The following is a 24,899-nucleotide window of genomic DNA, read 5'->3' as shown; positions in this document are numbered from 1 at the left end:
CGGACCCGTTTCGGCTACGTCACTTGGACGACCGCTGCACTGCCGGAGCGGATGAGCGGGCCGGGGGCCGGAATGCGCGGTCACATTCGTGGGCGCGGCGGCAGGTGGGTGCCGGCGCGGGGCACTTCGAGACGCGGTTCGTCAAGCCGCTGTTCCAGGACCCGGTTCGTGGTTCCGCCGGTTCCACCCGCTCCCGGAGGCCGACGTCATCGCCGGGCAGTGCCTCACTCGACACGAGCCCCGTTTCGCGCGGAAGGGCGATCATGGTGGAAAAGTCCGTCGAGTTCGTCCGATCAGCTGGATTCCGGGACCGCCGAGCGTGACACGGGGTCGACGATCAGGCGGCCGGGGCCTCCGCCATCGGGCCGGATTCGAATGCCAGGCGTCCAGCGATCGCCGCGTACCGCATGGCCCTGGCCATCTTGAGCGGCTCACCTGCTCGCACCAACGCGGTGTTGATCAGCGTCGCCGCGGCTCCGAGCTCCATCGCGAGTGCGACGTGCTTAGCGCTCCCCAGTCCGCCCTCGACGATCACCGGGATGTCCGAGTGCTCGATGACCTCCCGGATTCGCGTCGGGTCGACGATGCCTCGGCCGGAGGCCACCGGCGAGGCCATCACGCGCAGCGCGGCACACCCGAGATCCTGAAGTTCCCGCGCCGCTTCGAGCTCCGGCAGGATGAACGGCAAGAGTTCCACTCCCTGGGGGCGGAGTTCGTGAGCCGCTTAGATCGTCATCCGGTTGTCGGGCATGTTGTCCTCGCCCCGGACGTCCGGCTTCAGCACATCGATTCCTAGTGAATCCCGCAGAATTCCCGCGGTCTTGACCGCGCTGTCCTTCGAGCGGGAGAACGAGGTGGTGCCGATCCAGCTGAAGTTCTCCAGGGGGAGCGCGTCGTCGAGATCCGACAGGAGCAGGCTGGAACGGCGATTGTCCGGGTCCACGGTGGTGATGAAGACATCGGCACCGGTCGCGGTCAGCACGTCCCTGACGACGGGAACGGAGTCGTACTGCTCGATGCCGACGATGAGCCGGGATCTGAACTGGTGTTCTCCGATCTCGAGCCACGGCTCATCGAGGACGGGATTCGGATCGTACGTCGTCGTCAAGTGGATCAACCCTGTCGGTGAGGGCGGCGGACAGCCGCATCCGAATCGGAGCCGGAGCGGGACGATCGTGTCCAGGGGTGCATGCGGTGTCAACTGTTGCCGACCGGGATTATCCGACACCGCGATATGGAGTAACTTCGGCGGAAATGCGTCTGCGCAAGGGATTGTCCGGTCGGCGGGTCGAATTGTCCGAAGTCGACGGTCCATTCGGTGCGGGAGGTCGTGACCGAGGTGGACTGCGTGGCGGTCCTGGCGTTCCACCAGGAGGCCGTCGGCCTGGTCGCGATGTGCGCGGCGCCGGGCCTAGAGCTTCAAGGCGGACGCGAGTGCGCGCAGCGCCGGGCGTGGATCGGTCGTCGGGGTGTCGAGCAGGAGTTGGACGGCGACGTGGTCGGCGCCGGCGTTGAGGTGTGCGGTGGCCGACTCCGCCGCTTGCTCTGCGGAACCCATGCCGACCAGTGCGCGGGCCAATCGGTCCGACCCGCCGGGAACGAGGTCGGATTCGTCGAATCCCTGTCGCAGCCAGGAGTTGCGGTAGTTGGGCAACGACGAGGCGAGCCGGAGGTGCTCGTGCGCGCGTCGGAGTTGGTCTGCTTCGTCTCCGCCGATGGCCACCGCTTGCTCGCTCACGATCCAGCGGTCGGGTCCGAGGAGGGAACGGGTGTTGCGGGTCTGTTCGGGCGTGACTCGGTAGGGGTGTGCGCCGTCGGCGAGTTCACCGGACAGCTCGATCATCTTCGGTCCCAGAGCCGCCAGCAGGCGGAGGGCCCGACCGTCGGACTCTAGTTCAGCGGGCACCTCGTCCATGCGTTCCAGGTAGGTTCGCATCGTGGTCAGCGGCTTGCTGTAGGGGTTGCCGACCAGTTGCTCGACGAACGGGGCGTGGCTGACGCCCAGGCCGAGGACGAAGCGTCCGGGGTGCAGGGCGCTGAGCGTGCGGCCCGCGGTTTCAGCGGCCATGGGGAGCCGGACGTGGATGTTGGCGATTCCGGTGCCGACCACGAGCCGATCCGTGGCGGCGAGGAAGGCCGCGGATTCGACGAGGACGTCCTTCCCGCCGCCTTCGGGCATGAACAGCGAGCCGAATCCGAGTGCTTCGATGTCACGGGCGACGTTCTGCGCCTCGCGGATCGGCCAGGCCTCGCTGTTCCACCAGATGCCGACTTTGGAAGGAAACTCGACGCCAACACGCTTCTCGGTCATCGTGCGACTCCTCCGCGGGTGAGTCGGATGGTCGTCCCCGGTGCGCTCGCGAGATCCGCCCTCGGCGGTTCTGGTTGCGCGGCGCAGGGCTACAGGATCGGTGCCACGGACCTTACGTGCGAGCGACGTTGCGTAGCGACCGGGAGTTCGGGTGCTGCCGTGCACGAGTTCGTACCGAGGCGTGGTCTTCCGGTGATGCCGATGGAACCGTTCGAGTTGGCCGATCCCACCTGCAGCGCCTCCTGCTGATTTGAACTCGGTTCGATTACTATGGCCGAGCCGCGCCCGCTGATGCCGCTGGCTGGGAGCGCGATATCGGAAGCACGACGCGTACGTGAGGATGGGTGGGACATGGGTCCGCTCGGCTATGACACGAACGATCTGCCCCAGGTCGGGAGATCCGCGAGTGACGACATCCTCCCCGCAGCGCAGGCGAGCCGCGCCAGCTGGATCGAGGCGCTGGGCGTGCAGGCCACGATCTACGCCACGCCCGCCGTGCTGCAGTACGCGCAGATGTCGGAGCAGGTGCTACGTCCGGGCGCACCGGGACGAATGGCCTCGTTCGCTCACGAGCGCATTCCGGCCGGCCCTGAGTTCCAGGCGTTCCGGGCGCCCAACGTGGACACCCTCTACTCCAACGCGTGGGTGCGCCTGGGGGAGGAGCCGGCCGAGCTTCGGCTCCCGGACTTCGGAGGCCGCTACTTCACCGTTCAGGTGGTCGACGCCTACAGCAACTCCATCAACATCAGCGCCCGGACCTTCGGCAGCGCCGCGGCCCGCTACTGGCTGGTTCCGCCCGGCTGGTCGCAAGAAGCGCCCGACGACGTCGCGGTCGTGCGGGTGGCGACCACCATCATCTGGTTGTTGCTGCGGATCCAGGTGCTGGACGGTGACCTCGACGTGGTCCACGAGCTGCAGGACCAGGTCGGGTTGACGGGCGGCGAACCCGGTGACGATCTCGGTGTCGTTGTGGGTGCCGACGAGGTGGAGGAGGACTGGCGCGCATTCTTCCGGGCGTTCGACGCGGTGCTGCGCCTCAACTCCTTCCCGTATGACGAATGGGTCCACGTGCGGCAGTTCCGGGGGCTGGAGTTGCTCGGGCCGAGGCCCTGGGACCCGGACGTGCTCGACCCGGCAACCGCGGGGGCGCTGGAGCGTTCCTTCGCGACCGCCCAGTCCCTGCTCCGCTCCTCACGTCCGCAGCTGGGCGTGGCCACCGGCACGGGCTGGACGCGGGTCCTCGACAAGGGGGCGCACGGGCACAACTTCCTCGCTCGCGCGGTGATGAACCACGTCGGTCTCGGCGCGAACGTCGCGGAGGAGAACACGTCGTTCAACACGCACGTGGACTCCACCGGACAGCTGCTGGCCGGGCGCAACGGGCCCTACTCCCTCGAATTCGCCGAGCGGCCACCGCAGACCGCGTTCTGGAGCGTGACCCTCTACCACGCTGAAACGGGACGGCTGCACGCGAACTCCGCGCATCGCCACGCCCTGGGCAGCGCGGCGCTCGGTGACGAGGGATCGGCGCGGCTGGTGATCAGCCACACCGATCCCGGCACCGCGAACTGGCTCCCGTGTCCGGAAGGCGAGTTCTACCTGATCCTGCGCATCTATTCGCCGGGTCAGGAGGTCGTCGCGGGGTCCTGGCTGCCCGCTCCGGTGCGTCGAGGAGCGGGCGCGTCGGACCGCCTATGACCGGACCGGCCGGGGTTCCGGCTCGTCGGCGGCCGGTTCCCCCGTCATGTCCTCGCGCGAGGTCTCGTGCATCGTCGCGACGACGACCAGGCCCACCAGCGCGGCGAACACCGCGTAGAACGCCGGGGAGATCGTGAGTCCGGTGACCTTGACCAGTCCGGTCGCGATCAGCGATACGAGCCCCGTGCCGATGACACCGCCGATGTTGAACCCGAGCGAGATCCCGGTGTAGCGCACCCTGGTCGGGAAGAGCTCGCTGTACTGCGTGTAGACCACGCCCTGCTGGATGCTGAACGGGATGTTCAAGACCAGGGCGGCGACGATGGCCAGCAGGAGCGAACCTTGCTGCATCACCCAGAAGCAGGGGATCGAGAGCAGGACGAATCCGATCATCGCGCCCGCCAAGACACGACGTCGACCGAGGCGATCGCTCAGGGCGCCCGCCCACGGGATGGCCGCCAACGGCATGAGCACGATCAGGACGATCAGCCACAGCGACCCGGTCAGCGGGTAGTTCAGGACCGCCGAGAGGTGGACGAGCAAGTAGACCGATGCGATCCCACCGGTGGTCATGGTCGAGTACGCGATGCCGATGACCCGGAGGACGGAGGCCTTGTGCGTGCGAAGGACTTCGAGCACGGGCGCTTTGGGAGGAGCGGACTTCTTGGCCAGCTGCACGAACATCGGGGAGTCCTCGACCCGCATCCGGTAGACCACGGCGGCCGCCAGGAGCGGCGCGGCTATGAGGAACGGTACGCGCCAGCCCCAGGCGGCCATCTGTTGCGTGGACGTGAGGGCGCTCAGGATCGCGACGGTCCCCGCGGCACTCGCGATGCCGAGTGACACTCCGATCGAGGTCGCGGAACCGAACAGGCCGCGTCGCCGGGAGGGGGCCGATTCGGTGGACAGCGAGGCGGCCCCGCCGATCTCGCCTCCGGCCGCGAGCCCTTGGACGATGCGCAGGAGCGTCAGGAGGATGGGGGCCCAGATGCCGATCGAGGCGTAGGTCGGCAGGAGTCCGGTCAGCATCGTGGCCGCCCCCATCACCGCGACGGTGGCCATGAGCACGGCCTTGCGGCCGCGCCGGTCACCGATGCGGCCGAAGATCAACCCACCGATGGGCCGGGCCAGTGCCCCGGTGGCGACCACCCCCAGTGTCCCGAGCAGTCCGACGAGGCTGTCACCGGCGGGGAAGAAGAGCGGTGCCAGGACGACCGCGAGGTAGCCGTAGATGGCGAAGTCGTAGTACTCGATGGCCGTTCCGGCTGACGCTGCCACGCTGGCGCGGCGGGCCAGGCGCTCGCGATCGCGCATTGCTTGTGTCGACATCGGCGCTCCTTTGCGCTGTGCAACGACCGTCGCAGTCGTTCGGCCGCAGTGCCGATAAGGTAGACATGAATTGACGTCAGTTCAACTAGCTCCAGGAGCGTGGAGCGCACGATGTCGAACGGACACCCGCGCCCGGTCGCTCGTGCGCTGCTCAGATCCGGACGAGGGTCTTGCCGATCGTGCGTCCGGCCAGCATGTCGACCATGGCGGTGGGCGCCGCCTCGAGGCCGTCGTAAACGCTCTCCCGGTGGACCAGACGTCCCTCGGCCAGCCAGCCGCCGAGGCGCCGCTGCATCTCGTCGAGCAGCGGAACGTGCGCGCTGCCGCGGAATCCGCGCAGGATGAGGTTCTTCGAGGTGGCGAGGAACAGGTTGCCCGGCCCGGCCGTCCCGCCCTCGTACTCGGAGATCGAGCCGCAGAGCGCGGCCCGGCCGTCGTTGTTCAACGCGTCGAGCGCGGCCTCGAGGTGCGCGCCGCCGACACCGTCGAAGTAGAAGTCCAGCCCCTCGGGCGCGGCCTGCGCCAGCGACTCCGCCAACGGTCGCGAACGCCGGTTGAACGCCGCGTCCACACCGATCTCGTCGAGCAGCCAGGCCACCTTCTCGTCGCTTCCGGCGCTGGCCACGACCCGGAGGCCGCTGTGCTTCGCGATCTGGCACACCAGGTTGCCGACGGCGCCTGCGGCGGCCGAAACCCAGATCGTGCCGGAGCCGCCCAACGCGTCGATCACGTGCAATCCCGCATAAGCGGTCAAGCCCATCGGGCCGAGCGGGCCCAGGTACGCCTGGGCCGGAGCCCTGTCGACGTCGAGCAGGCGCAGGTTCGCGATGCCGTTCATCGCGACCTCGCCGGAATCGACCACGGCGTGGCTGCGCCAGCCGTAGGAATGCCACACGGTGCTGCCGACGGGGAAGCCTTCGGCCAGCGATTCTTCGACGACGCCGACGGTGAAGATGCCGTCCATCGCCTCGCCGACCGGGAACGCGGCGAAGTACCCCTGCGGTGCGTCGGCGCGCAAACGCAGCCGCAGTCCGGGATCCACCGAGGTCCACGTGTTGCGCACGAGCACTTGCCCCGGTTCGAGATCGGGCAGGACGGCGGTCGCGAGCTCGAAGTGGTGCCTGCCGACTTCGCCGACCGGCAGCTCGAGCACCTGCACTTGAACGCATTCCATGGGTTCTCCCAAGATCGTTGATGTACCTGACTTGGCCGGCAGCGAAATGCTTCGCCGGGTGTGCCGACGCCGATGGACGGGGCCGGCTCGCTCGGCGCTACGGAAGGACCACGGCGCGGCCGAGGAACCTGCCGTGCCGCAGGTCGTCGAGCGCCTGGTCCGCGTCGTCGAGCGAGTAGGTCGTGATCTCGGCGCGGAGACCGCGGTCGCGCGCGAGCCCGACGACCTCGGCGAGTTCGTCGCGGGCTCCCCAGAACGGGACGTGAACACGAGCGCCGGGTGGCAGCGCGGTCCCTTTCGCGACCGGCAGCGTGCCGCCTGCGCTGCCGATGACGACGAGGTCGCCGGCCCGGCGCAGCGATCGCGCCGCCAGCGCCATCGTCGCGTCGCTGCCGACGAAGTCCAGCACCACGTCCGCGCCCCGGGCGGGAAGCGCGGCGCCGACGTCGTCCGGCGCGCAGGCGGTCGCGGCACCGCAGGCGCGTGCGAGATCGCGTGCTTCGGCGCGGACGTCGACGGCGATGACGTGCGCGTTCGACACGGCGGCGAGGATGCCGACCGCGAGGTGTCCCAGGCCGCCGACGCCGATCACGAGCGCGGTCGTGTCCGGTTCGGCGAGCGCGTCCCGGCAGCCGCTGACCGCGTGGAAGGACGTGAGTCCCGCGTCCGCCAGGGTCGCGGCGAGAGCGGGATCGAGGCCGTCGGCGGAAACGAGGCGCCCGGCTTCGACGACCATCTCGTCGGCGAGCCCGCCGTCGACCCCGAGTCCGATCCCCGCTGCTTTCGGATCGGGCTGGTCGCAGTAGTTCGGCCTGCCCGCCGCGCACCTCGCGCACTGCCCGCATCCCCACGGGCCGTGGACGATCACCTGGTCGCCGACGTGCACGCCGGTCACGCCCGTCCCGAGTTCGGCGACCCGGCCGCAGGTTTCGTGGCCGAGCGTGTACGGCGTCGACCAGGCCGTGGCCGAGCGGACTCCGGTCGCGTCGAGGACGTGCAGGTCCGACTGGCAGAGACCGGTGGCCAGCACCTCCAGCCGGACCTGGCCGGCCCGCGGCGCGGGTGAGGCGACCTCGGTCAGTCCGCTGCGGCCGTCGCCGAACATCCGATACGCACGCATGCTGCTCCTCGTCGCGTCTGGCCTGGGCCCTGAAGTGAAGTGAGTTCAGCATGGGCGCGATGTGGCCGCCTTGGCAACGTCGGGCGTGGCGGTGCAGGTCGGCGACCTCCTTGCCGCGGTGCGGCCAAGGGGAGGGAGTGGCGCCCGAAGTGTTGACACGGGAGAGCCCGCGACCCATTATCGAATTGAAGTCAGTTCAAGGAGGAGCACATGGCAGTCGAGGACGACATCCAGTTCGAGAAGGACGGCAACGTCGCACGCGTCTGGCTGAACCGCCCGCACAAGCGCAACTGCATCACGGTGCCGATGCTCAACCGGCTCGACGAGATCATCACCGAGATCGACAACGACCCGGAACTGCGCGTTCTGGTCTTCCGAGGCCGGGAGAACACCTTCTCGTCCGGCTTCGACCTGGACAGCTTGCAGTCCGAGTTCATCGGGTCGAGCACCGCGATGGACGTCGCCGTGGTGTCGGCGAAGGTCTGCGACCGGCTCTACAACATGTCGACGCCGTCGGTGGCCGTCATCGAGGGCTACGCCACCGCGGGCGGGTTCGAGGTCATGATCTCCTGCGACTTCGCGATCGCCGACGACGACGCGAAGATCGGCGACTTCCACATTCGCCGTGCACTGTTCGGCGGTGCCGGTCCGATCTACCGCCTGCCGCGCATGCTGGGCATCCGCAAGACCAAGGAGCTCATGCTCACCGGCAAGTTGCTCAGCGGCAAGGAGGCCGACGACTTCGACCTCGTCAACGCCAGCGCACCGGCCGACAAGCTGGACGAGACCGTCGAGGAGTTCATCAGCCACCTCACGGACAAGAGCCCGTTCCAGATGAAGCTCACCAAGATGGCGGTGGATCGGGGCTTGGACGCCGACATCGCCTCGCTGATGGTGCTGGAGCACCTCGCGGTGGGAGTCACGCTCAACTCCCAGGACGCGGCCGAAGGCGTCTCGGCGTTCTTGGAGAAGCGCGACCCGAAGTGGACCGGTCGCTGAGTCCGGTGGTCCGTTCCGCGGTGATCGAGCAGTGGTGGCCTTGCTGGCAAAGGAGCTTGCGATGACGAAGCCGGCCGTCGTGGACGCCGATCCCGAGCTCGGTGCGCGGGTGCGTGCCGAGCTCGGCGGGTCGGGGCCGTTGCGGACGCTGGAAGGTGGCCGCAGCGGGTTGACCTACCGGGTCACGGACGCCGTCGGGAACGATCACGTCGTCAAGGCGGTGCCGCCGGGGCGGCGTGCGGTGGGGCGAAACGACGTCCTGCGGCAGTCGCACGTGCTGTCGGCGCTGGCCGCGGCCGGCGCCGGGCAGGGGTTGCCGCTTCCCGCGGTCACCGCTCGCAGCGAAGCGCAGCCCGCTTGGTTCGCCATGGAGTGCGCTGCGGGAACGGCAGCGGAACCGGTGCTCGAAGAGCATCCGCTGCCACCGGGGGTCGCCCGGGAGCGGATGGTCGCGGCGGCACGCGTCCTCGGAGAGCTCCACGCCTTGCCGCTAGCGGGTGTCGAAGCCGGTCTGCGCTCGGCCGGGGGCGAGGTACCGGAACCGCTCGGGCCCGCCGACGAGCTCGCGCGCTGGACGAAGACGATGCACGCCGTTCCCGAAGAACTCCGTTCCGGTTCGGAGGCGTTGCTGTCCGCGCTTCGGGCCGCGGTGCCCGTAGCCGTGGATCCGGTGCTGGTGCACGGCGACTTCCGCCTCGGCAACCTGCTCTGCGTCGGTGCCGAACCGACGGCGCTGGTCGATTGGGAGATCTGGAGCCTCGGCGATCCGCGGGTCGACCTCGGCTGGTTCGGCGTGTTCACCGACGGCGCGCTGTTCCCCGGTGTCGGTCGCGTCGTGGCGGAGCTGCCGTCCGAAGCGGAGCTGCTGGCGGTCTACGGGAACCCGGAACCACCGGACCACGCGTGGTTCCGCGCGCTCGGGCGGATGAAGATGGCCGCGATCATGGGGCACAACCTGAAGCGGCACCGCGAGGGCGTGCACCACGATCCGGTCCAGGAGCAACTACCGGCCACCATCGACGCGCTGATCGTTTCTGGGCGCTCCATCCTCGAAGGGGGGTCGCGATGACGGTGCCGACTCCCGGGGAGCTGTTCGGGCTGCAGGGCAAGACGGCGCTGGTCACCGGGGCGTCGTCAGGACTGGGTGCGCGGTTCGCGACCGTGCTGGCCACCGCGGGCGCGACCGTGTGGATCACGGCCCGGCGCAAGGAGAAGCTGGATGCGCTGGCGGCGGCCGATCCGGCGCTGCGCGTCCTGCCCGCCGACCTCTCCGACGAGGAAGCCAGGGAGGCGCTGCTCGCCGAGACCGGAGCGGTCGACGTGCTGGTGAACAACGCGGGCACGGAAAGCGGCGCGAAGCCGTTGGACGAGACTCCGTCCGGATTCGCGGGGGTGCTCGGCACCAACCTGGTCGCCCCGTTCCACCTGGCCCAGCTCGCGGCTCGTGCGGCCGACGGCGCTCCGCTGTCGGTGGTCAACGTCAGTTCGATCCTCGGACTGGTCTCCGCGGCACCGCTGGGCGGTGCGAGCTACGCAGCTGCCAAGGCCGGTCTGATCGGCCTCACCCGGGAACTGGCCGGGCACTGGGGTGGACGCGGGGTGCGCGTGAACGCGCTGGCGCCGGGGTGGTTCCGCACGGAGATGAACGACGAACTGTTCGCCGACGACCGGTCGGTGCGGTGGATCGAACGCAACACGATGCTCCGCCGGGCCGGTGAAGGGGCAGAACTGGACGGTGCGCTGCTGTTCCTCGCATCAGCGGCGTCGAGCTACTGCACCGGTCAGGTGCTGGCGGTCGACGGAGGGTGGACGGCCCGATGACGAGCATCGACGAATTCGCCGCCGAAGCGCGCGAGTGGCTTGAGCGGAACTCGACTCCACGTCAGGACGTCGACGCGTCCCGCACGTCGGTGTCGGTGTTCCACGATCTGCCCGCGGACGAGGAACGCGCGCTGCTCGCCCGCGTGTGCACCTGGCAGCGCAAGCGGTTCGACGCCGGATACGGCGCGCTGACCTGGCCCGAATCCGACGGCGGCGCGGGGCTCACCCCCGCGCACGAGGAGGCGTTCGCCGAGCTGGAGCGCGACTTCGACACACCGGGTCAGCACGAGCTGGCGTCGGTCAGCGCGCACTTGATCGCTCCGACGATCGACCTGTTCGGCACCCCGGAGCAACGCCGGCACCTCGTCCGGCCGCTGCTGCGCGGTGACGAACTCGCCTGCCAGCTGTTCTCCGAACCGTCCGCGGGATCCGACCTCGCCGGGCTCGCCACCCGGGCCGAGCGGCGAGGGGACGAGTGGGTGGTCAACGGGCAGAAGGTGTGGAGCTCCGGTGCCCAGTTCGCGGGCTGGGGCGAGCTCATCGCGCGCACCGACCCGGACGCCCCGAAGCACCGCGGCCTCACGGCGTTCCTGCTGCCGATGGACACCCCGGGGGTCGACGTGCGGCCGCTGCGGCAGATGTCGGGCGGGGCGTCGTTCTGCGAGGTGTTCCTCGACGACGTGCGCATCCCCGACGAGTGGCGTCTCGGTGAGGTCGGTGCGGGGTGGAAGGTCACCCTCGCCACCTTGGGGTTCGAGCGCAGCCACTCCGGTGCGAACACCGAACTCGGTGGCGGGTACCGGCATCTGGTGGCGACAGCGCGCAGGCTCGGCAGGCTCGACGATCCCGACGTGCGGCGCGGCCTGGCCGAGGTGTGGGTGCAGGAGAAGCTCGGTGAACTGGCGTCCACCCGGGACCGCGAAGCGCGCCTGGACGGTGCCGAACCGTCGGCGATCGGCTCGCTGCGCAAGCTGGCGTGGGCGCAGAAGCTCAAGCAGGTCAGCGAAGTCGCGGCCACCGTGCTGGGAAACCGGCTGATCGCCGACACCGGTGACGACGTCTACCAGTGGACCGAGCACGTGCTCGGTGCGCCCGGGTACCGCATCGCGGGCGGATCGGACGAGATCCAGCGCAACATCATCGCCGAACGCATCCTCGGCCTGCCCACCGAGCCGCGCGGGGACAAGAACGTTCCGTGGCGGGACATCCCGCGGTAGCGGCAGCACGGCAAGAGGGACACGAGACGGGAGTGGCCATGCAGGCAGACAGCACCGGCCCGGTGCGCACCGTGGCGGAATCCGTCGCCGAAGCGCGGCCCCAGCAGAGCCCGCTGCGGGGGAGGACCGCGCTGGTGACCGGCGGTTCGCGCGGGCTCGGCCGGGAGATCGCGATAGCCTTCGCGGCCGCCGGCGCGGACGTGGCCGTGGTGTCCCGGAAGAAGGACGCCTGCGAGCAGCTCGCGGGTGAGCTCGCCGAGGCCACCGGGCGCCGGGTGAGCGCGCACGGGGCTCACGTCGGTGAGTGGGATCGGCTTCCCGCCTTGCTCGACGAGGTGGAGGAATCCCTCGGGCCGGTCGACATCGTGGTGAACAACGCGGGGATCGCCCCGGTCTACCCGAGCCTGTCCGAGGTCTCGGAGCAGTTGTTCGACAAGGTCGTCGGGGTCAACCTCAAGGGGCCGTTCCGCCTGATGGCGCTCGCGGGCGAGCGGATGGCGTCCCGGGACGGCGGCTCGATCCTCAACATCTCCTCGATCGCCTCGGGTCGACCGACCCGCGGGGACCTGCCGTACGCGGCGGCGAAGTCGGCGTTGAACACGCTCACCGCGGGATTCGCCCAGGAGTACGGGCCGCTGGTGCGGGTGAACACGATCCTCGCCGGGCCGTTCTTCACCGACATCAGCACGGCGTGGGACATGGACGCGTTCGAGGCGATGGCCGAGGACTGGCCGTCGAAGCGCGGCGGTGATCCCGCGGAGATCGTCGGCGCGGCGCTGTACCTGTGCGGGCCGACGTCGAGCTACACGACCGGGTCGCTGCTGGCCGTCGACGGAGGAAGGCTGGCCGCGCCATGACAGGAGTCGCGATGAGAATGGTGGACGACTCGCTCGTCACCGACACGCCGGACGGTCCGGCGCTGCTGGGCAGCCGGTGCTCCGACTGCGCCGCTTGCACGTTCCCGCGCCAGGCAGGGTGCCCGCGGTGCACCGGAGCGTCCATGGTGGACACCCCGCTGGCGCGGCGCGGCTCGCTGTGGACGTTCACGATCCAGGGCTTCCGGCCGAAGGAGCCGTACACGGGGCCGGAGGAGTTCGAACCGTTCGCAGTGGGGTACGTCGAACTTCCGGGGCAGCTCCTGGTGGAGACCCGCCTGACGGAATCGGACCCGGAGGCACTGGAGATCGGGATGCCGATGCACGTGGAGCTGGTGCCGTTCCGGACGGCCGACGACGGTGCGCCGGTGCACACCTTCGCGTTCGCCCCGGACCGGGAGGTGCGGGCATGACGGACGGTGTGGCGATCGTCGGGATCGGGATGCACCGGTTCGGGCGGACGAAGGGCGTCTCCGGCCGGGCTCAGGCGGTGCACGCCGCGCGGGAGGCGTTGCGGGACGCGGGACTGTCCTTCTCGGACATGCAGTTCGGGTTCGGCGGGTCGCACTCGGCCGGAGACGCCGACACGCTGGTCTCCGAGCTGGGGCTGACCGGGCTGCCGTTCATCAACGTGGCCAACGGTTGCGCGACCGGCGGGTCGGCGCTGATCTCGGCCGACGCGGCCATCCGCTCCGGGCAGCACGAGCTCGGCATCGTGATCGGTTTCGACAAGCATCCCCGGGGCGCGTTCAACGTGGATCCGGCCGAGCACGGCATCGGCTCGTGGTACGGCGAGACCGGGATGATGGTCACCACCCAGTTCTTCGGCATGAAGATCCAGCGGTACCTGCACGACCACGACATCGGTTCGGACGTCCTCGCGCTGATCGCGGAGAAGGCGTTCCGCAACGGAGCGCTGAACCCGAACGCGTGGCGACGCGATCGGCTCACCGCCGCCGAGATCGCCGCGGCAACGATGATCTCGCACCCGTTGACGCAATACATGTACTGCTCCCCGGGTGAGGGCGCGGTGGCCTTGGTGCTGTGCCGCGCGGACCAGGCGCGCCGGTACAGCGACGAACCCGTCTTCCTGAAAGGCGCGGCGTTCCGCAGCAGGCGCTACGGCTCGTTCGAGGTGTACGCGCCCTGGATCGCCGCCGAGCGCGCCGAGTCGCCCACGGTGCAGGCATCGCAGGCGGCGTTCGAAGCCGCGGGCATCGCACCGTCCGAAGTGGACGTCGCACAGATCCAGGACACCGAGTCAGGAGCGGAACTGATGCACATGGCCGAGACCGGTCTGTGCGAGCACGGTGAACAGGAGCACCTGATCAAGGCCGGGGACAACGAGATCGAGGGACGGCTGCCCATCAACACCGACGGCGGTTGCATCGCCAACGGTGAGCCGGTCGGCGCTTCCGGGCTGCGGCAGATCTACGAGAACGCGCTCCAGCTGCGCGGTGACGCCGGTGCCCACCAGGTGCCGTCTCGACCGCACGTGGGGTTCACGCACGTCTACGGTGCGCCCGGAATCAGCGCGTGCACGGTTCTGACCCGCTGAGAGGACGAGGGAATGGCTTGGGATTTCGAAACCGACCCCGAGGTGCAGCGGGAGCTGGACTGGGTCGAGGAGTTCGTCCGCGACGAGGTCGAACCGGTGGACCAGGTGATCGAGCACGCTTGGAACACCCGTGACCCGCGCCGCAACGCGCTGATCAAGCCGCTGCAGGAACGGGTGCGGGAGCGCGAGCTGTGGGCCTGCCACCTCGGCCCGGAGCTGGGCGGCAAGGGGTACGGGCAGCTGCGGCTGGCGCTGCTGAACGAGAAGTTGGGGCGCACGCATTCCGGACCGGTCGTGTTCGGATGCCAGGCGCCGGATTCGGGCAACGCCGAGATCCTCGCCCACTACGGCAGCGACTTCCAGAAGAAGACCTACCTGGAGCCCTTGATCGAGGGCGACATCGTGTCCTCGTTCTCGATGACGGAGCCGCACGGCGGGTCCGACCCGACGGGCTTCCGCACCACCGCGGTGCTCGACGGCGACAGCTGGGTCATCAACGGGGAGAAGTGGTTCTCCTCGCACGCGTTGTTCGCCGAGTTCCTCATCGTGATGGCGGTGACCGAGCCGGACGCCGCACCGCACGAACGGATGTCGATGTTCGTGGTGCCCGCGGACGCGCCGGGGGTCGAGCGGGTGCGGGACGTGTCGGTGTGGGGGCACGAGGAACCCGTGGGAACCCACCAGTACCTGCGCTACACCGATGTCCGGGTGCCGGCGGAGAACCTGCTGGGGCGGCGCGGCGAGGGCTTCGCGGTCGCGCAGACCCGGCTCGGGGGCGGCCGCATCCACCACGCGATGCGCACCGTCGGCCTGGTCCAGCGCGCGTTCGAGCTGATGAAGCGCCGCGCGGTCTCGCGCACCACGAAGGGCGCGCGGTTGGCGGACAAGCAGCTGGTGCAGGAGATGATCGCCGACTCCTGGATCCAGATCGAGCAGTTCCGGCTGCTGGTGCTGCGCACGGCGTGGAAGATCGACAAGCACGACGACTACCGCGCGGTGCGCGCCGACATCGCCGCGGTGAAGGCCGCGATGCCGAAGGTGCTTCTGGACGTCTCGTCCCGAGCCATCCAGATCCACGGCTCGCTGGGCATCTCCAAGGAGCTGCCGTTCGGCAAGTGGGTGATGGAGTCGTTCCACATGGGACTCGCCGACGGCGCCACCGAGGTCCACAAGACCAACCTCGCCAAGGCGCTCGTGCGCAGCACCACGCCGGATGACGGGCTCTTCCCGCCCTACATCGGACCCGAACTCACCCGGGAGGCGCTCGGCCGGTACTCCGAGCTGCTCGCCGAGGCGGACGAGGTCGACCCGGGCGGTGCGGCATGACGGCCCGAAGGCTGACGCACGACGCGGATATCGAGCAGTTCCGCGGTGCCGTGCGGGAATTCCTGCGCGAGCACGCCGACACCGCGGCGGTGTTCGGGGAGATGCGCGAGCAGCGTGCTGGGGACCCGGCGGTGTGGAACCGGTTCGCCGGCGAGCTCGGCGTGGTCGGGCTGGACGTGCCGGAGAGCTACGGCGGCGCGGACGCCGGATTCCGCCCGGTCGCGGTCGTGGCCGAGGAACTGGGCCGATCCCTGGTCCGGTTGCCGTGGTTCACCACCGCAGTGCTCGGCGTCGGCGTGCTCCTGCACGCCGAGGGAGCGCAGGCCGAGGAATGCAGGAGGCGACTGCTGCCGGCGCTGGCCGCCGGTGCGCGCACCGCGACGCTGGCCTGGGCCGAAACCCCGGGGGGCTTGGACGCGCCCAGCCTCGACGCGTCGGCCGTGCGCGACGGCGACACCTGGCGCCTCACCGGACGCAAGATCCTCGTCGTCGAGGGCGCCACGGCGGACCTGCTGTTCGTCGCGGCCCGGACGGAAGACGGGCCGGCCCTGTTCGTCGTCGACGGGGATGCGCCGGGTGTGGTCCGCACCGCCGACCGCGCGATGGATCCGAACCGGCAATTGGCCACCGTCATCTTCGACGGGGCACCGGCACGACTGGTCAGCGATCCGGGCACCGGGGAGCGGGTGCTCGCGCGGGTGCGCGACCGCGCGGTGACGGCGCTGGCCTGCGAGCAGACCGGCGGGGCGGCGGCATCGCTGGACATGGCGGTCGAGCACGTCAAGAACCGCGTCCAGTTCGGACGTCCGATCGGGATGCTGCAGGCGATCAAGCACCGCTGCGCCGACATGGCCGTGGAGCTCGAGGCCGCCCGGTCGGCATCGCTGTGGGCCACCGGAGCGATCGCGGAGGACTCGCCGGACGTCGGCATCGCCGCAGCCGCAGCGGCGCTGACCTGCAGCCGGTCCTACGAGTACGTCGCCGCCGAGACCATCCAGGTGCACGGCGGCATCGGGTTCACCTGGGAACACCCGGCGCACCTGCACTTCCGCCGGGCGGCGACGAGCGCGGTGCTCTTCGGCGATCGGCACACCCACCAGGAGCGCCTGCTGTCCGGTCTGCACGTCGACGCCGGGTGACCAGGCGCGGGACGACCGCCGCCGCCGAGGGGGCAACGGTGATCATCAACGAAACCGCTTCACAGAAGCAGATGCACTTCGTTGAACGAGCGAGTTCCGCGGCTGCTGCCGGAATGGCGTTGGAGTGCAACGACTTCGCGCTCTGCGGCCTCTCGCGGTGGTGTTCTCCCCGTCGCGACCTGGCAGGTGGTCTCCACGTGCATGAGCCCGGCGCTCGGTAGCGGCCCGGTGGCCTGGTGATCGCTCGGTTCATCCGGAAGAACTCGCACGACGCTCTACGAGGAGGTGCGGTGAGCGATGTTCGATCTGCTGGTGCTCGGCGGTGGTATCGCCGGTATGACCGCCGCGGCCACGACGGTCCGCGGTGGCGGGTCGGCGATGGTGGTGGAGAAGGGTCCGTTGCTCGGCGGATCGGGCCAGTACGCGGGATACATCTGGACCGCGCCCGACCACGACGTGATGGACCGGGTGAACCCCGGTGGCGACCTCGGGCTGAAAAGGGCGCTGGTGGACGACTTCGACGACGCCGTCCAGTGGATCGGCTCGCTGGGGGTGAGCTGCGGCAAGCGCGTACCGGTGATCGGCTACGGGCGCGGGCACCGGTTCGACACGGCGCACTACGTCGACGGCTGCCGGCACGTGGTCCGGGAGAACGGTGTGATCGTGACGGAGGCGTCGGCCCGGAGGTTGCTGCTCGACGACGGCGTGGTGCGCGGCGCGGAGATCGGCCTGGCCGATGGTTCGGCGCGGACCGTGGAGGCGACGGCGACGTTGCTGGCCACCGGCGGTTTCCAGGCGGACCCCGAGCTGCGCGCGCGGTACCTGCACGAGCAGGCGCGGGACGTCGAGCTGCGGTCGAACCCGTTCAGCAGTGGGGACGGACTGCGGCTGGCGATCGAGGCCGGTGCGGCGATCGGATCGGAGGGCGCAGGGTTCTACGGCCACCTGATCCCGTCCGGCGTCGCGCTGGAGCCCGAGCTGTTCGTGGACATCACGCTCTACTACAGCGAACACGCGGCCCTGTTCAACTTGGCGGGCGAGCGGTTCGTGGACGAGACGGCGGCGGATCACCTCACGGCGATGGCATTGCTCGACCAACCCGAGGCGCGGGGTCTGCTGGTGACCGACGCCCGCGGCTACCGGGAGTGGATCACCGGTGCCTACGTCGAGGGAGCCGACAGCCTGGACAAGTTCGCACTGGCCCGGTCCAGGGGCGCGCGGTGCGTGGTCGCCGACAGCGCGTCCGATTTCGCCGAGATGCCCGCTGAGTGGGGTTACGACGGCCCCAAGATCGCCGAGGAGCTGGGGCGCCTCGCCCGAGGCGAGTCGGCAGGGCCTGGCCGGGAGTCCGATCCTCGGGCGCTGGACGAACCGCCGTACTACGTCGTGGAGGCGCGGCCGGCCGTGACGTTCCCGTTCACCGGTGTCCGGATCGACCCGCGGGCGCGGGTCCTGTCGTCGAGCGGTGCACCGATCCCGGGCCTGTTCGCGGCAGGTGCCGACATCGGTGGCCTGTACGAGCGCGCCTACGCCGGGGGACTGGCACCGGCGATCGTGTTCGGGCGGCGCGCCGCGGCCGGATCCCTCGTGAACTGACATCGGTTGGCATCTATGCTGGATCCTCACCGACGGAGGGAAAGGTGTGGGCGTCGAGACGTTGCGGGAGGCCGACGACGGCCCCAGGTCGAAGCGGGCGGCGATTCTGGGCGCTGCCGTGGAACATTTCGGCGAGGTCGGCTTCGAAGCCACCAAGTGGTCGGAGATCGCCAAGCACGTCGGCATCGGCCAGACCGCGCTGTACCACTACTTCGAGTCGAAAGCGCATTGCCTGCTCACGGTGATGCGCATCGGCCTGCACAACTCGGACGAGGCGTTCCGCGCGGCGACCGCGGACGCGCCGAGCGCGCACGAGGCGCTGCGCCGGGCGGTGCGCAGCGCCTACGAGATCTCGGATCTGGAAGTGCGGCAGAACCGGATCCTGCAGGCCAACATCGCGTTGCTGGTCAGCGAGCGCAGCTCGGAGCGGGAGGAGGCCGAGCGGCTGGCGTGCCGGGAACTGGTCGCCAGAATCGAGCGGAACTGGACGGAGCTGCTCCGCCAGGGAATGGATTCCGGTGAGTTCGCGCGCCGTGATCCGCAGCTGTTGGCGCGCACGCTCCTGGGCACGATCGTCGCCGTGTGGCGCTGGTACCGACCCGGTGGCGAGACCGGCCTCGAAGCGATCTGCGAGCTGGTGACCCACTGCTGCGTGCGCATCGTGACACCGTGACCCCGCGCCGCGTGCGCGGTGCGGCGGTGCGCGGGTGGTGCGCCGCCCGCGTTCGCCGCTGACTTCTGATCCCTCGTTCTCGCGGCCCTGACCGGTCGCCGCGTCACCTTTCCATCGAACCGGTACCCGCTGTGAGCAGCGGTATCCGTGCGCTCCCCGCGCGTCGACTCCGACGTCCGCGCGGGGAGCTTCGTCCTGTTTCGACACCTTCTCCGCGGCTGGGCGATTTTGAGTCTTGCGGCGGGTTTGGGGGAGGGCTAGCGTCAGACGAAGCGAACTGAATTCAGCTTTGGTTTCGAGCGGGCCTAGTGATCCACCTGGTGGCCGATCTCGTTCCGGCTGGTGTGCCACCTCGTCAACGGCGACAAGGAGGAGCCGCACGTGCTCATCTCAGACTACTTCGCACGGCTGGACGGCCCGGATCCGTTGAGCGGGCTGGAGCTGGTGGAGTCCGATATCGAGTTCCTGCTCGCGCTGCCGGGCAACGAGGTCTCCGGCCGCGGCCTGGAGGACCTCGCCTCCTACATCTCGGGCCGCCCGGCGGTCGGGCGCAAGCACCGCGTTCTCAGGTCCAGCCGGGACGGCGAGCTGGAGATGGTCTACGGCGTGGTCGTCGAAGGACCGGAGGAGAAGCCCACCGGTTCGTTCGCCTCTGCAGGTGTGGTCTCGCCCGGCGGGAAACTGGCGCGCTACCAGTCCTTCTTCCACCCGACGTTCTCGATGTTCCCCGAGGAGGCGGCATGACGGCCGTGGCAGGTGCGCCCACGCTGACCCGGTGGTTCGCGCTGATCGACTCCGACCGTCCCGAAGACATCCTCGACCTGATCGCGTCGGACTTCAGGTTCTCGATCGTGTTCGGCACGGGCGCGGGGCAGGCGACGGACTTCGCGGGCGACCGCGCGGCGCTCGAGGGCTATCTGCGGCAGCGCGAGAAGGGGGTGCTCACGCACCACGTGGTGTCCGCGAGCGCCGACGGCCACGACGAACTCGTGCTCGGTGAGACCAGGCGCGGGGACGTGTTCGAGTCGACCTTCGTCGCGGCGGCCCGGCTCGGGGCCGACGGCGCGGTACGGAATTTGATGATCGGTCGCTCGCCCATGTTGGAGCTGCACGAGTCCGACTGAGCGGGTGCCAGGTGTGGAAGGACGACGTGGAATGTTCAATCTGGCGCTGCTGGCCTCCCGTCCCCCGGAGTGGACCCATGAGCAGTTCATCGAGTGGTGGCGGGGCGAACACGCTGAGGTGACCTACCCGCTGCCGGGTCTGCGGGCGTGGCGGCACACCGCCATCACCAGCGCGTTGGAGCCGCGATCGGAGGGCTGGGACGGGTTGTCCGTGCTGGGCTTCGACTCCGAAGAGGCGGCACGCGCGGCCTTGGCCAGCGAGGAATGGGACGCGGCGATCCGCCACGTCGGGCGCATGCGGGGCAAGCGCCTCGCGGTGCTCGGCGAAGAGCGGGAAATGTTCCTGGGCTGAGTCCCTGAGCCAACGGAGGCGAATGCAATGCGGGAACTGGTGGCCGAACTCGAGTCCAGAGCGGCTGCGACGGACGCGGGCGGCGATGCGGTCGTCGCGGCCGACGGCGACGGCGAGCATTCGCTGCGCGAGTTGCTGCACGCCGCCGAGGAACTGTCCACCGCGGTGCGCGATGTGGCCGGACCGCAGGCGACGATCTTGGTGCAGGCGGACAACTCCTGGCGAACCGTGGTCGCCGCCCTCGTCGCGGGCAAGCTGGACGGCACGCTCGGCCTGCTCAGCCACCACGCCACTCGCGCCGAGTACGACGCCGCGTGCGAGGACATCGACCCGGCCGTGGTGATCGCCTCGCCGGAACGCCTCGGCGAGTGGTTACCGGATTCCGAGGGGCCGCAAGTCCTCGACGGGTGGGGCAGCCGGACGCGGCCGGCGAGGCCGGGCCCGCGTTGGAACGGTGGCGTGGTGATCGGCCTGACCAGCGGGTCGACCGGCCGCCCCAAGGGCGTGGTGCAGTCGGAGGCCGCGCTGCGCTACGCCGGGCGCAGCACCATCGACGCGGTCGGCCTCGCCCCTGGTGACTCCGTCGCGGCGCTGGTGCCGCTGTCGTCGGCGGCGGCGTTCTGCTTCGGCCTGTACCTGCCGCTCATGCTCGGCGGCCGCATCGTGTTCCTGGACCGGTGGCATCCGCCGACCGCGCTGCGACTGCTGGCCGAGCACGACGTCCGATGGACGATGTGCGTGCCGACGATGGTCCTGCAGCTGGCGAGCGCGGTGGGGGGCGATCGGCCGCTGCGCGACGTGCGGGCCATGACGGTCGGCGGCGGGCCGATGGAAGCGGCGGCGCTGGCGCGCGCGGAGGGACGTCTCGGCACCCGGATCCTGCGGGTGTTCGGCATGTCCGAGTGCCTGGGGCACACGTCGCCGCGCATGGACGACCCGGACGAGACGCGCCTGGGCACCGACGGCCGTCCGTTCCCCGGCACGGAGCTGCGCGTGGTCGACCTGGACGGCGCGCCCGTCGCGGCGGGCGAGGTCGGGCGGGCGCAGGTGCGCGGACCATCGCTGTTCCTCGGGTACGCGCGCAGCGGAACCGTCGCGGCACCCGAGGTGACCCCGGACGGTTTCTTCCCGACCGGCGACCTGATGTCGGTGCGCGCCGACGGCGTGGTGTCGGTGCGGGGCAGGGAGAAGAGCGTGATCATCCGCGGTGGCCGGAACATCGACATCGTCGAGGTCGAGACGGCCCTCGCCTCGCACCCCGCCGTCGAGCAGCTGTGCGTCGTGCCGGTGCCGGACGAGCTGCTGGGCGAGCGGGTCGCGGTGCTGATCGTGACGCAGGACGCCGGGTTCGACCTCGACGCCGCGACGGCGCATCTGGACCGGCGCGGGCTGATGAAGGCCAAGTGGCCCGAGTACCTGTTCCGCGTGGACGAGCTGCCGCTGAACCGGGTCGGCAAGCTGTCCCGCGCGGATGCCGCGCGCACGGCCCGCGAGCTCAGCGAGCGCAGCGCGGTCTGACGGCAACGAGAAGCGGGGCCGTCCTTCGAGGTGGAGGACGGCCCCGCTGACCTTCCGGGATTACCGGGCGGCCCAGCCGCCGTCGACGTACAGCTCCGAACCGGTCGTGTAACCGGCGTCGTCGCTGGCCAGGTGGGCGACCGCGGCGGCGACCTCCTCCGGTCGTCCCAACCTGCCCATCGGGGTGTTGGCGAGCATGGCCCGGTGCCGTTCGCCGCCGTCGAAGCGCTCGTGCAGCTGGGCGGTGCCGATGAACCCGGGCACCACCGCGTTGACGCGGACACCGCGCTCGGCCCAGTGCAGCGCGGCGTTCGCGGTCATCGAGCGCACGGCGCCCTTCGCGGCGGCGTAGCCGAAGCTGTTGGCCAAGCCGCCGCCCGTGCCGAGGATCGACGCGATGTTGACGATCGACCCGCCGCCGCTGCGCTCGATCAGCGGGCCGCAATGCTTCATGCCGAGCCAGGTGCCCCGCTGGTCGATGTCGATCACCCGTTCCCAGCGCTCGACCGTCTCGTCCTCGACGGTGGCCAGGCTGCCGATGCCGGCGTTGTTGACCAGCACGTCCAGACCGCCGTGCTCGGCTTCCACCGCCACCGTGACCTCGTGCCAGCGCTCTTGCTCGGCGACGTCGAGTGCGTGGACCGTCGCCTCGGTGCCCAGCTCGGCGGCGAGCCGTTCGCACGCGGAGACGTCGACGTCCGTGATGATCACCCGTGCGCCCTCGGCCGCGAGTCGGCGGACGATGGGTACGCCGAGTCCACCGGTGGCGCCGGTGACGAGTGCCGTGCTGCCGTCGAGTCGCCTGGTCACATACCCTCCTAGGGAACTGAACTGGAGTCAGTTTAGCCCGTGAGCCGCCCGGCTCCTAGTTGCTCGCACCTATGCAACTGAATTCAGTTCTGTTAATTTGAGGCTCGCTTGAGCGGCCGTCGAGTGCGGAGCGCACGCCGGCAGTGCGCCGATAGGCCCTACCCGGTTCGGCTGTCCCGCTTCGTTCAACTCCGTCGCACCTGGAGGAACCATGCCCGAGGCCTACGTCGTCGAAGCTCTTCGCACGCCGGTCGGACGTCGCGGCGGCGGGCTCAGCGCCGTCCACCCGAACGATCTCGGCGCACGCGTTCTCGCCGCGTTGCTGGAGAGGACCGGTGTCGATCCGGCGTCCGTCGACGACGTGATCTTGGGGTGCGTCGACCAGATGGGTGCGCAGGCCGGGAACGTCGCCCGCAACGCGTGGCTGAGCGCCGGGCTGCCGGAGACGGTCCCCGCGACCACGATCGACCGCCAGTGCGGGTCGTCCCAGCAGGCGATCCACTTCGCCGCGCAGGCCGTGATGTCCGGGACGCAGGACCTCGTCGTCGCCGGTGGTGTCGAGGTGATGTCGCTGGTGCCGATCGCCGGTCCCGCGGTCGTCGGCCAACGAGAGGGGATGGGGTTCCCCTACGGCGGTGACGGGTGGACGCGCCGGTACGGAGATCAGGAGATCTCCCAGTTCCGCGGCGCGGAACTCATCGCGCAGGAGTGGGGCATCTCCCGCGGCGACATGGAGCGGTTGGCCTTCGACAGCCACCAGCGCGCCATCGCTGCCACCGAGGACGGTCTTTTCGCCGAAGAGGTCGTGCGGGTGGGTGATGTCGTCGCGGACGAAGGGCCGCGTCCGGACGGTTCGCTGGAGAAGATGGCGGGCCTGAAGCCCCTCCGCGAGGGCGGCCGGCTCACACCCGCCGTGTCGAGCCAGATCTCCGACGGCGCGTCCGCGATGCTGATCGCCTCCGAGAAGGCCGTCGAGGTTCACGGACTCACACCGCTGGCGAGGATTCACACCATGGCGGTCGTGGGGTCCGACCCGGTGTTCATGCTCACCGGCCCGATCCCCGCGACGAAGGCGGTCCTGGCCAAGGCCGGCCTCACGATCGACGAGATCGACCTGTTCGAGGTGAACGAGGCGTTCGCTTCGGTGGTCCTGGCCTGGTTGAAGGAAACCGGGGCTCCTTGGGAGAGGACGAACGTGCTCGGCGGGGCCATCGCGCTGGGCCATCCGCTCGGTGCGACCGGGGGACGGCTCATGACCACCCTGATCCACCACCTCCGCCGGACCGGCGGCCGGTACGGGCTCCAGACCATGTGCGAAGGCGGCGGCATGGCGAACGCGACAGTCGTCGAACGCATCTGACGACACGAGAGGGAGGTCCGAGATGACCGAGGAGCCGTGCGGCGATCGTCGACGGGGGCCGGATGGGGCCATGAGCGGGAACAGCGCGGAGAGATCACCCGTCACCGTCGAGGTGCGGGATTCGATCGCCCACGTGGTCATGCGGCGCGGAGACCGCGGCAACCCCATCGATCTCGTGATGGCGTGCGCACTTCTGGACGCCGCGCGGACCTGCCGCCGCGCGAACGCCCGGGTCGTCCTGCTGCGCGGCGAAGGGCACTCGTTCTGCGTCGGGGGAGACCTCCGCGATTTCGAGGCGGTGGACGTCGAGAAGCGACGGGATCACCTGATCTCCGTCACCGACGCCCTGCACGACGCGCTGCGCGTCTTCGCGTCGATGGAGGCACCGCTCATCGCCGCCGTGCACGGCTCGGTGGCCGGTGCCGGAGTCGGCCTGGCCGCCGCCGCGGACGTGACGATCGCCGCCGCGGACGCGGTGTTCAGGCTCGCCTACACCGGGATCGGCTATTCGCCGGATGCCGGGGTGACCTGGTGGCTACCGCGCTTGGTCGGCCCGAAACGAGCCATGGAACTGCTGCTGACCAACCCGCGGATCTCCGCGGACGAGGCGGTCGCCATGGGGCTGATCACCCGCGTCACCGAGGGCGAGACGCTGGTCGACGAGGCGCAGCGGCTCGCCGGTCAACTGGCCCGCGGTGCGACGGGAGCGTTCGGCGCCACGAAGCACCTCGTCGCCCAAGGGCTCTCCAGCGGACTCGACACCCAACTGGATCGTGAATCCCGTTCCCTCGCAGCAGCGGCGGTATCACCCGAGGGCGTCGAAGGCTTGGCGGCGTTCCGCGCCAAACGCCCACCCCGCTTCCTCCCACCGCCGGAGGACTGAGCCGCGAAACCCTCCG

23 protein-coding genes and 1 pseudogene are annotated in these 24,899 nt (G+C 70.0%); 18 read left to right on the top strand and 6 right to left on the bottom strand.

Annotation, left to right across the window (positions count from 1 at the left end; all coding sequences use genetic code 11):
* Window positions 1-337 precede the first annotated feature (337 nt).
* A pseudogene (locus tag BJ969_RS30165) lies at window positions 338-1,228 on the bottom strand (beta/alpha barrel domain-containing protein).
* A gap of 183 nt (window positions 1,229-1,411) precedes the next feature.
* Window positions 1,412-2,476, bottom strand: coding sequence for an LLM class F420-dependent oxidoreductase (locus tag BJ969_RS16100; RefSeq protein WP_343071435.1), 1,065 nt, complete (start codon window positions 2,474-2,476; stop codon window positions 1,412-1,414).
* Window positions 2,477-2,662: 186 nt separating this feature from the next.
* On the opposite strand from BJ969_RS16100, the gene BJ969_RS16095 reads away from it, so the two are divergent.
* Window positions 2,663-4,009 (top strand): DUF1254 domain-containing protein, encoded by a 1,347-nt coding sequence (locus BJ969_RS16095; RefSeq protein WP_184479723.1) that lies wholly within the window; start codon window positions 2,663-2,665, stop codon window positions 4,007-4,009.
* Here the strand turns inward: BJ969_RS16095 and BJ969_RS16090 are convergent.
* The 3 genes from BJ969_RS16090 to BJ969_RS16080 form a co-directional block, all read right to left on the bottom strand.
* Window positions 4,004-5,338, bottom strand: coding sequence for an MFS transporter (locus BJ969_RS16090; RefSeq protein ID WP_184479722.1), 1,335 nt, complete (start codon window positions 5,336-5,338; stop codon window positions 4,004-4,006). The genes BJ969_RS16095 and BJ969_RS16090 overlap by 6 nt on opposite strands.
* Window positions 5,339-5,489: 151 nt before the next feature.
* Entirely contained in the window at window positions 5,490-6,512 is a 1,023-nt protein-coding gene (locus tag BJ969_RS16085) for an NADP-dependent oxidoreductase (RefSeq protein ID WP_221315841.1), read from the bottom strand.
* 97 nt (window positions 6,513-6,609) lie between these two features.
* Window positions 6,610-7,632: an alcohol dehydrogenase catalytic domain-containing protein gene (locus BJ969_RS16080; RefSeq protein WP_184479721.1), complete on the bottom strand. Its 1,023-nt coding sequence runs from the start codon at window positions 7,630-7,632 to the stop codon at window positions 6,610-6,612.
* A gap of 210 nt (window positions 7,633-7,842) precedes the next feature.
* Between BJ969_RS16080 and BJ969_RS16075 the strand changes: the two genes are divergently transcribed.
* The 15 genes from BJ969_RS16075 (at window position 7,843) to BJ969_RS16005 (ending at window position 21,830) form a co-directional block, all read left to right on the top strand.
* On the top strand, window positions 7,843-8,631 hold the full coding sequence (locus tag BJ969_RS16075) for an enoyl-CoA hydratase/isomerase family protein (protein ID WP_184479720.1): 789 nt from the start codon (window positions 7,843-7,845) through the stop codon (window positions 8,629-8,631).
* Between the two features lie 61 nt (window positions 8,632-8,692).
* Complete coding sequence (locus BJ969_RS16070; RefSeq protein WP_184479719.1) at window positions 8,693-9,700, top strand: phosphotransferase family protein; 1,008 nt, start codon at window positions 8,693-8,695, stop codon at window positions 9,698-9,700.
* The gene (locus tag BJ969_RS16065) at window positions 9,697-10,452 is read left to right on the top strand and encodes an SDR family NAD(P)-dependent oxidoreductase (protein WP_184479718.1); all 756 of its coding nucleotides are present in this window, start codon (window positions 9,697-9,699) and stop codon (window positions 10,450-10,452) included. The genes BJ969_RS16070 and BJ969_RS16065 overlap by 4 nt, the downstream gene beginning before the upstream one ends.
* On the top strand, window positions 10,449-11,669 hold the full coding sequence (locus BJ969_RS16060; protein WP_184479717.1) for an acyl-CoA dehydrogenase family protein: 1,221 nt from the start codon (window positions 10,449-10,451) through the stop codon (window positions 11,667-11,669). Before BJ969_RS16065 ends, BJ969_RS16060 begins: the two co-directional genes overlap by 4 nt.
* 38 nt (window positions 11,670-11,707) lie before the next feature.
* Window positions 11,708-12,526 (top strand): SDR family NAD(P)-dependent oxidoreductase, encoded by an 819-nt coding sequence (locus tag BJ969_RS16055; protein ID WP_184479716.1) that lies wholly within the window; start codon window positions 11,708-11,710, stop codon window positions 12,524-12,526.
* Between the two features lie 11 nt (window positions 12,527-12,537).
* On the top strand, window positions 12,538-12,957 hold the full coding sequence (locus BJ969_RS16050) for a Zn-ribbon domain-containing OB-fold protein (RefSeq protein WP_246456890.1): 420 nt from the start codon (window positions 12,538-12,540) through the stop codon (window positions 12,955-12,957).
* Window positions 12,954-14,102, top strand: a complete 1,149-nt coding sequence (locus BJ969_RS16045) for a thiolase family protein (RefSeq protein WP_184479714.1) — start codon at window positions 12,954-12,956, stop codon at window positions 14,100-14,102. The genes BJ969_RS16050 and BJ969_RS16045 overlap by 4 nt, the downstream gene beginning before the upstream one ends.
* Window positions 14,103-14,114: 12 nt before the next feature.
* Window positions 14,115-15,428: an acyl-CoA dehydrogenase family protein gene (locus BJ969_RS16040; RefSeq protein ID WP_184479713.1), complete on the top strand. Its 1,314-nt coding sequence runs from the start codon at window positions 14,115-14,117 to the stop codon at window positions 15,426-15,428.
* Entirely contained in the window at window positions 15,425-16,567 is a 1,143-nt protein-coding gene (locus BJ969_RS16035) for an acyl-CoA dehydrogenase family protein (protein WP_184479712.1), read from the top strand. Before BJ969_RS16040 ends, BJ969_RS16035 begins: the two co-directional genes overlap by 4 nt.
* Before the next feature lie 297 nt (window positions 16,568-16,864).
* Window positions 16,865-18,163, top strand: coding sequence for an FAD-dependent oxidoreductase (locus BJ969_RS16030; protein WP_184479711.1), 1,299 nt, complete (start codon window positions 16,865-16,867; stop codon window positions 18,161-18,163).
* A gap of 46 nt (window positions 18,164-18,209) precedes the next feature.
* Window positions 18,210-18,836: a TetR-type transcription factor C-terminal domain-containing protein gene (locus BJ969_RS16025; RefSeq protein ID WP_184479710.1), complete on the top strand. Its 627-nt coding sequence runs from the start codon at window positions 18,210-18,212 to the stop codon at window positions 18,834-18,836.
* Between the two features lie 381 nt (window positions 18,837-19,217).
* A complete protein-coding gene (locus tag BJ969_RS16020) occupies window positions 19,218-19,580 on the top strand; it encodes a nuclear transport factor 2 family protein (protein WP_184479709.1) in 363 nt (120 codons plus the stop codon).
* Window positions 19,577-19,960, top strand: coding sequence for a hypothetical protein (locus BJ969_RS16015; protein WP_184479708.1), 384 nt, complete (start codon window positions 19,577-19,579; stop codon window positions 19,958-19,960). The genes BJ969_RS16020 and BJ969_RS16015 overlap by 4 nt, the downstream gene beginning before the upstream one ends.
* Before the next feature lie 31 nt (window positions 19,961-19,991).
* Window positions 19,992-20,312, top strand: coding sequence for an EthD family reductase (locus BJ969_RS16010; protein WP_184479707.1), 321 nt, complete (start codon window positions 19,992-19,994; stop codon window positions 20,310-20,312).
* Between the two features lie 27 nt (window positions 20,313-20,339).
* A complete protein-coding gene (locus tag BJ969_RS16005; protein WP_184479706.1) occupies window positions 20,340-21,830 on the top strand; it encodes a class I adenylate-forming enzyme family protein in 1,491 nt (496 codons plus the stop codon).
* Between the two features lie 60 nt (window positions 21,831-21,890).
* Here the strand turns inward: BJ969_RS16005 and BJ969_RS16000 are convergent, their stop codons facing one another.
* A complete protein-coding gene (locus BJ969_RS16000) occupies window positions 21,891-22,640 on the bottom strand; it encodes an SDR family oxidoreductase (protein ID WP_184479705.1) in 750 nt (249 codons plus the stop codon).
* A 211-nt stretch (window positions 22,641-22,851) separates the two neighbouring features.
* Here BJ969_RS16000 and BJ969_RS15995 point away from each other — a divergent pair, with 211 nt between their 5' ends.
* Complete coding sequence (locus tag BJ969_RS15995) at window positions 22,852-24,000, top strand: acetyl-CoA C-acetyltransferase (protein ID WP_184479704.1); 1,149 nt, start codon at window positions 22,852-22,854, stop codon at window positions 23,998-24,000.
* Between the two features lie 70 nt (window positions 24,001-24,070).
* Window positions 24,071-24,883: an enoyl-CoA hydratase/isomerase family protein gene (locus tag BJ969_RS15990; RefSeq protein WP_184479703.1), complete on the top strand. Its 813-nt coding sequence runs from the start codon at window positions 24,071-24,073 to the stop codon at window positions 24,881-24,883.
* The last annotated feature ends 16 nt before the right edge of the window (window positions 24,884-24,899 follow it).

Origin of the sequence: Saccharopolyspora gloriosae (assembly GCF_014203325.1) — a bacterium.
Taxonomy (GTDB): Bacteria; Actinomycetota; Actinomycetes; order Mycobacteriales; family Pseudonocardiaceae; genus Saccharopolyspora_C; species Saccharopolyspora_C gloriosae.
Note: the sequence above shows the minus strand (reverse complement) of the source record. Positions and strands in the feature narration are given on the sequence as shown.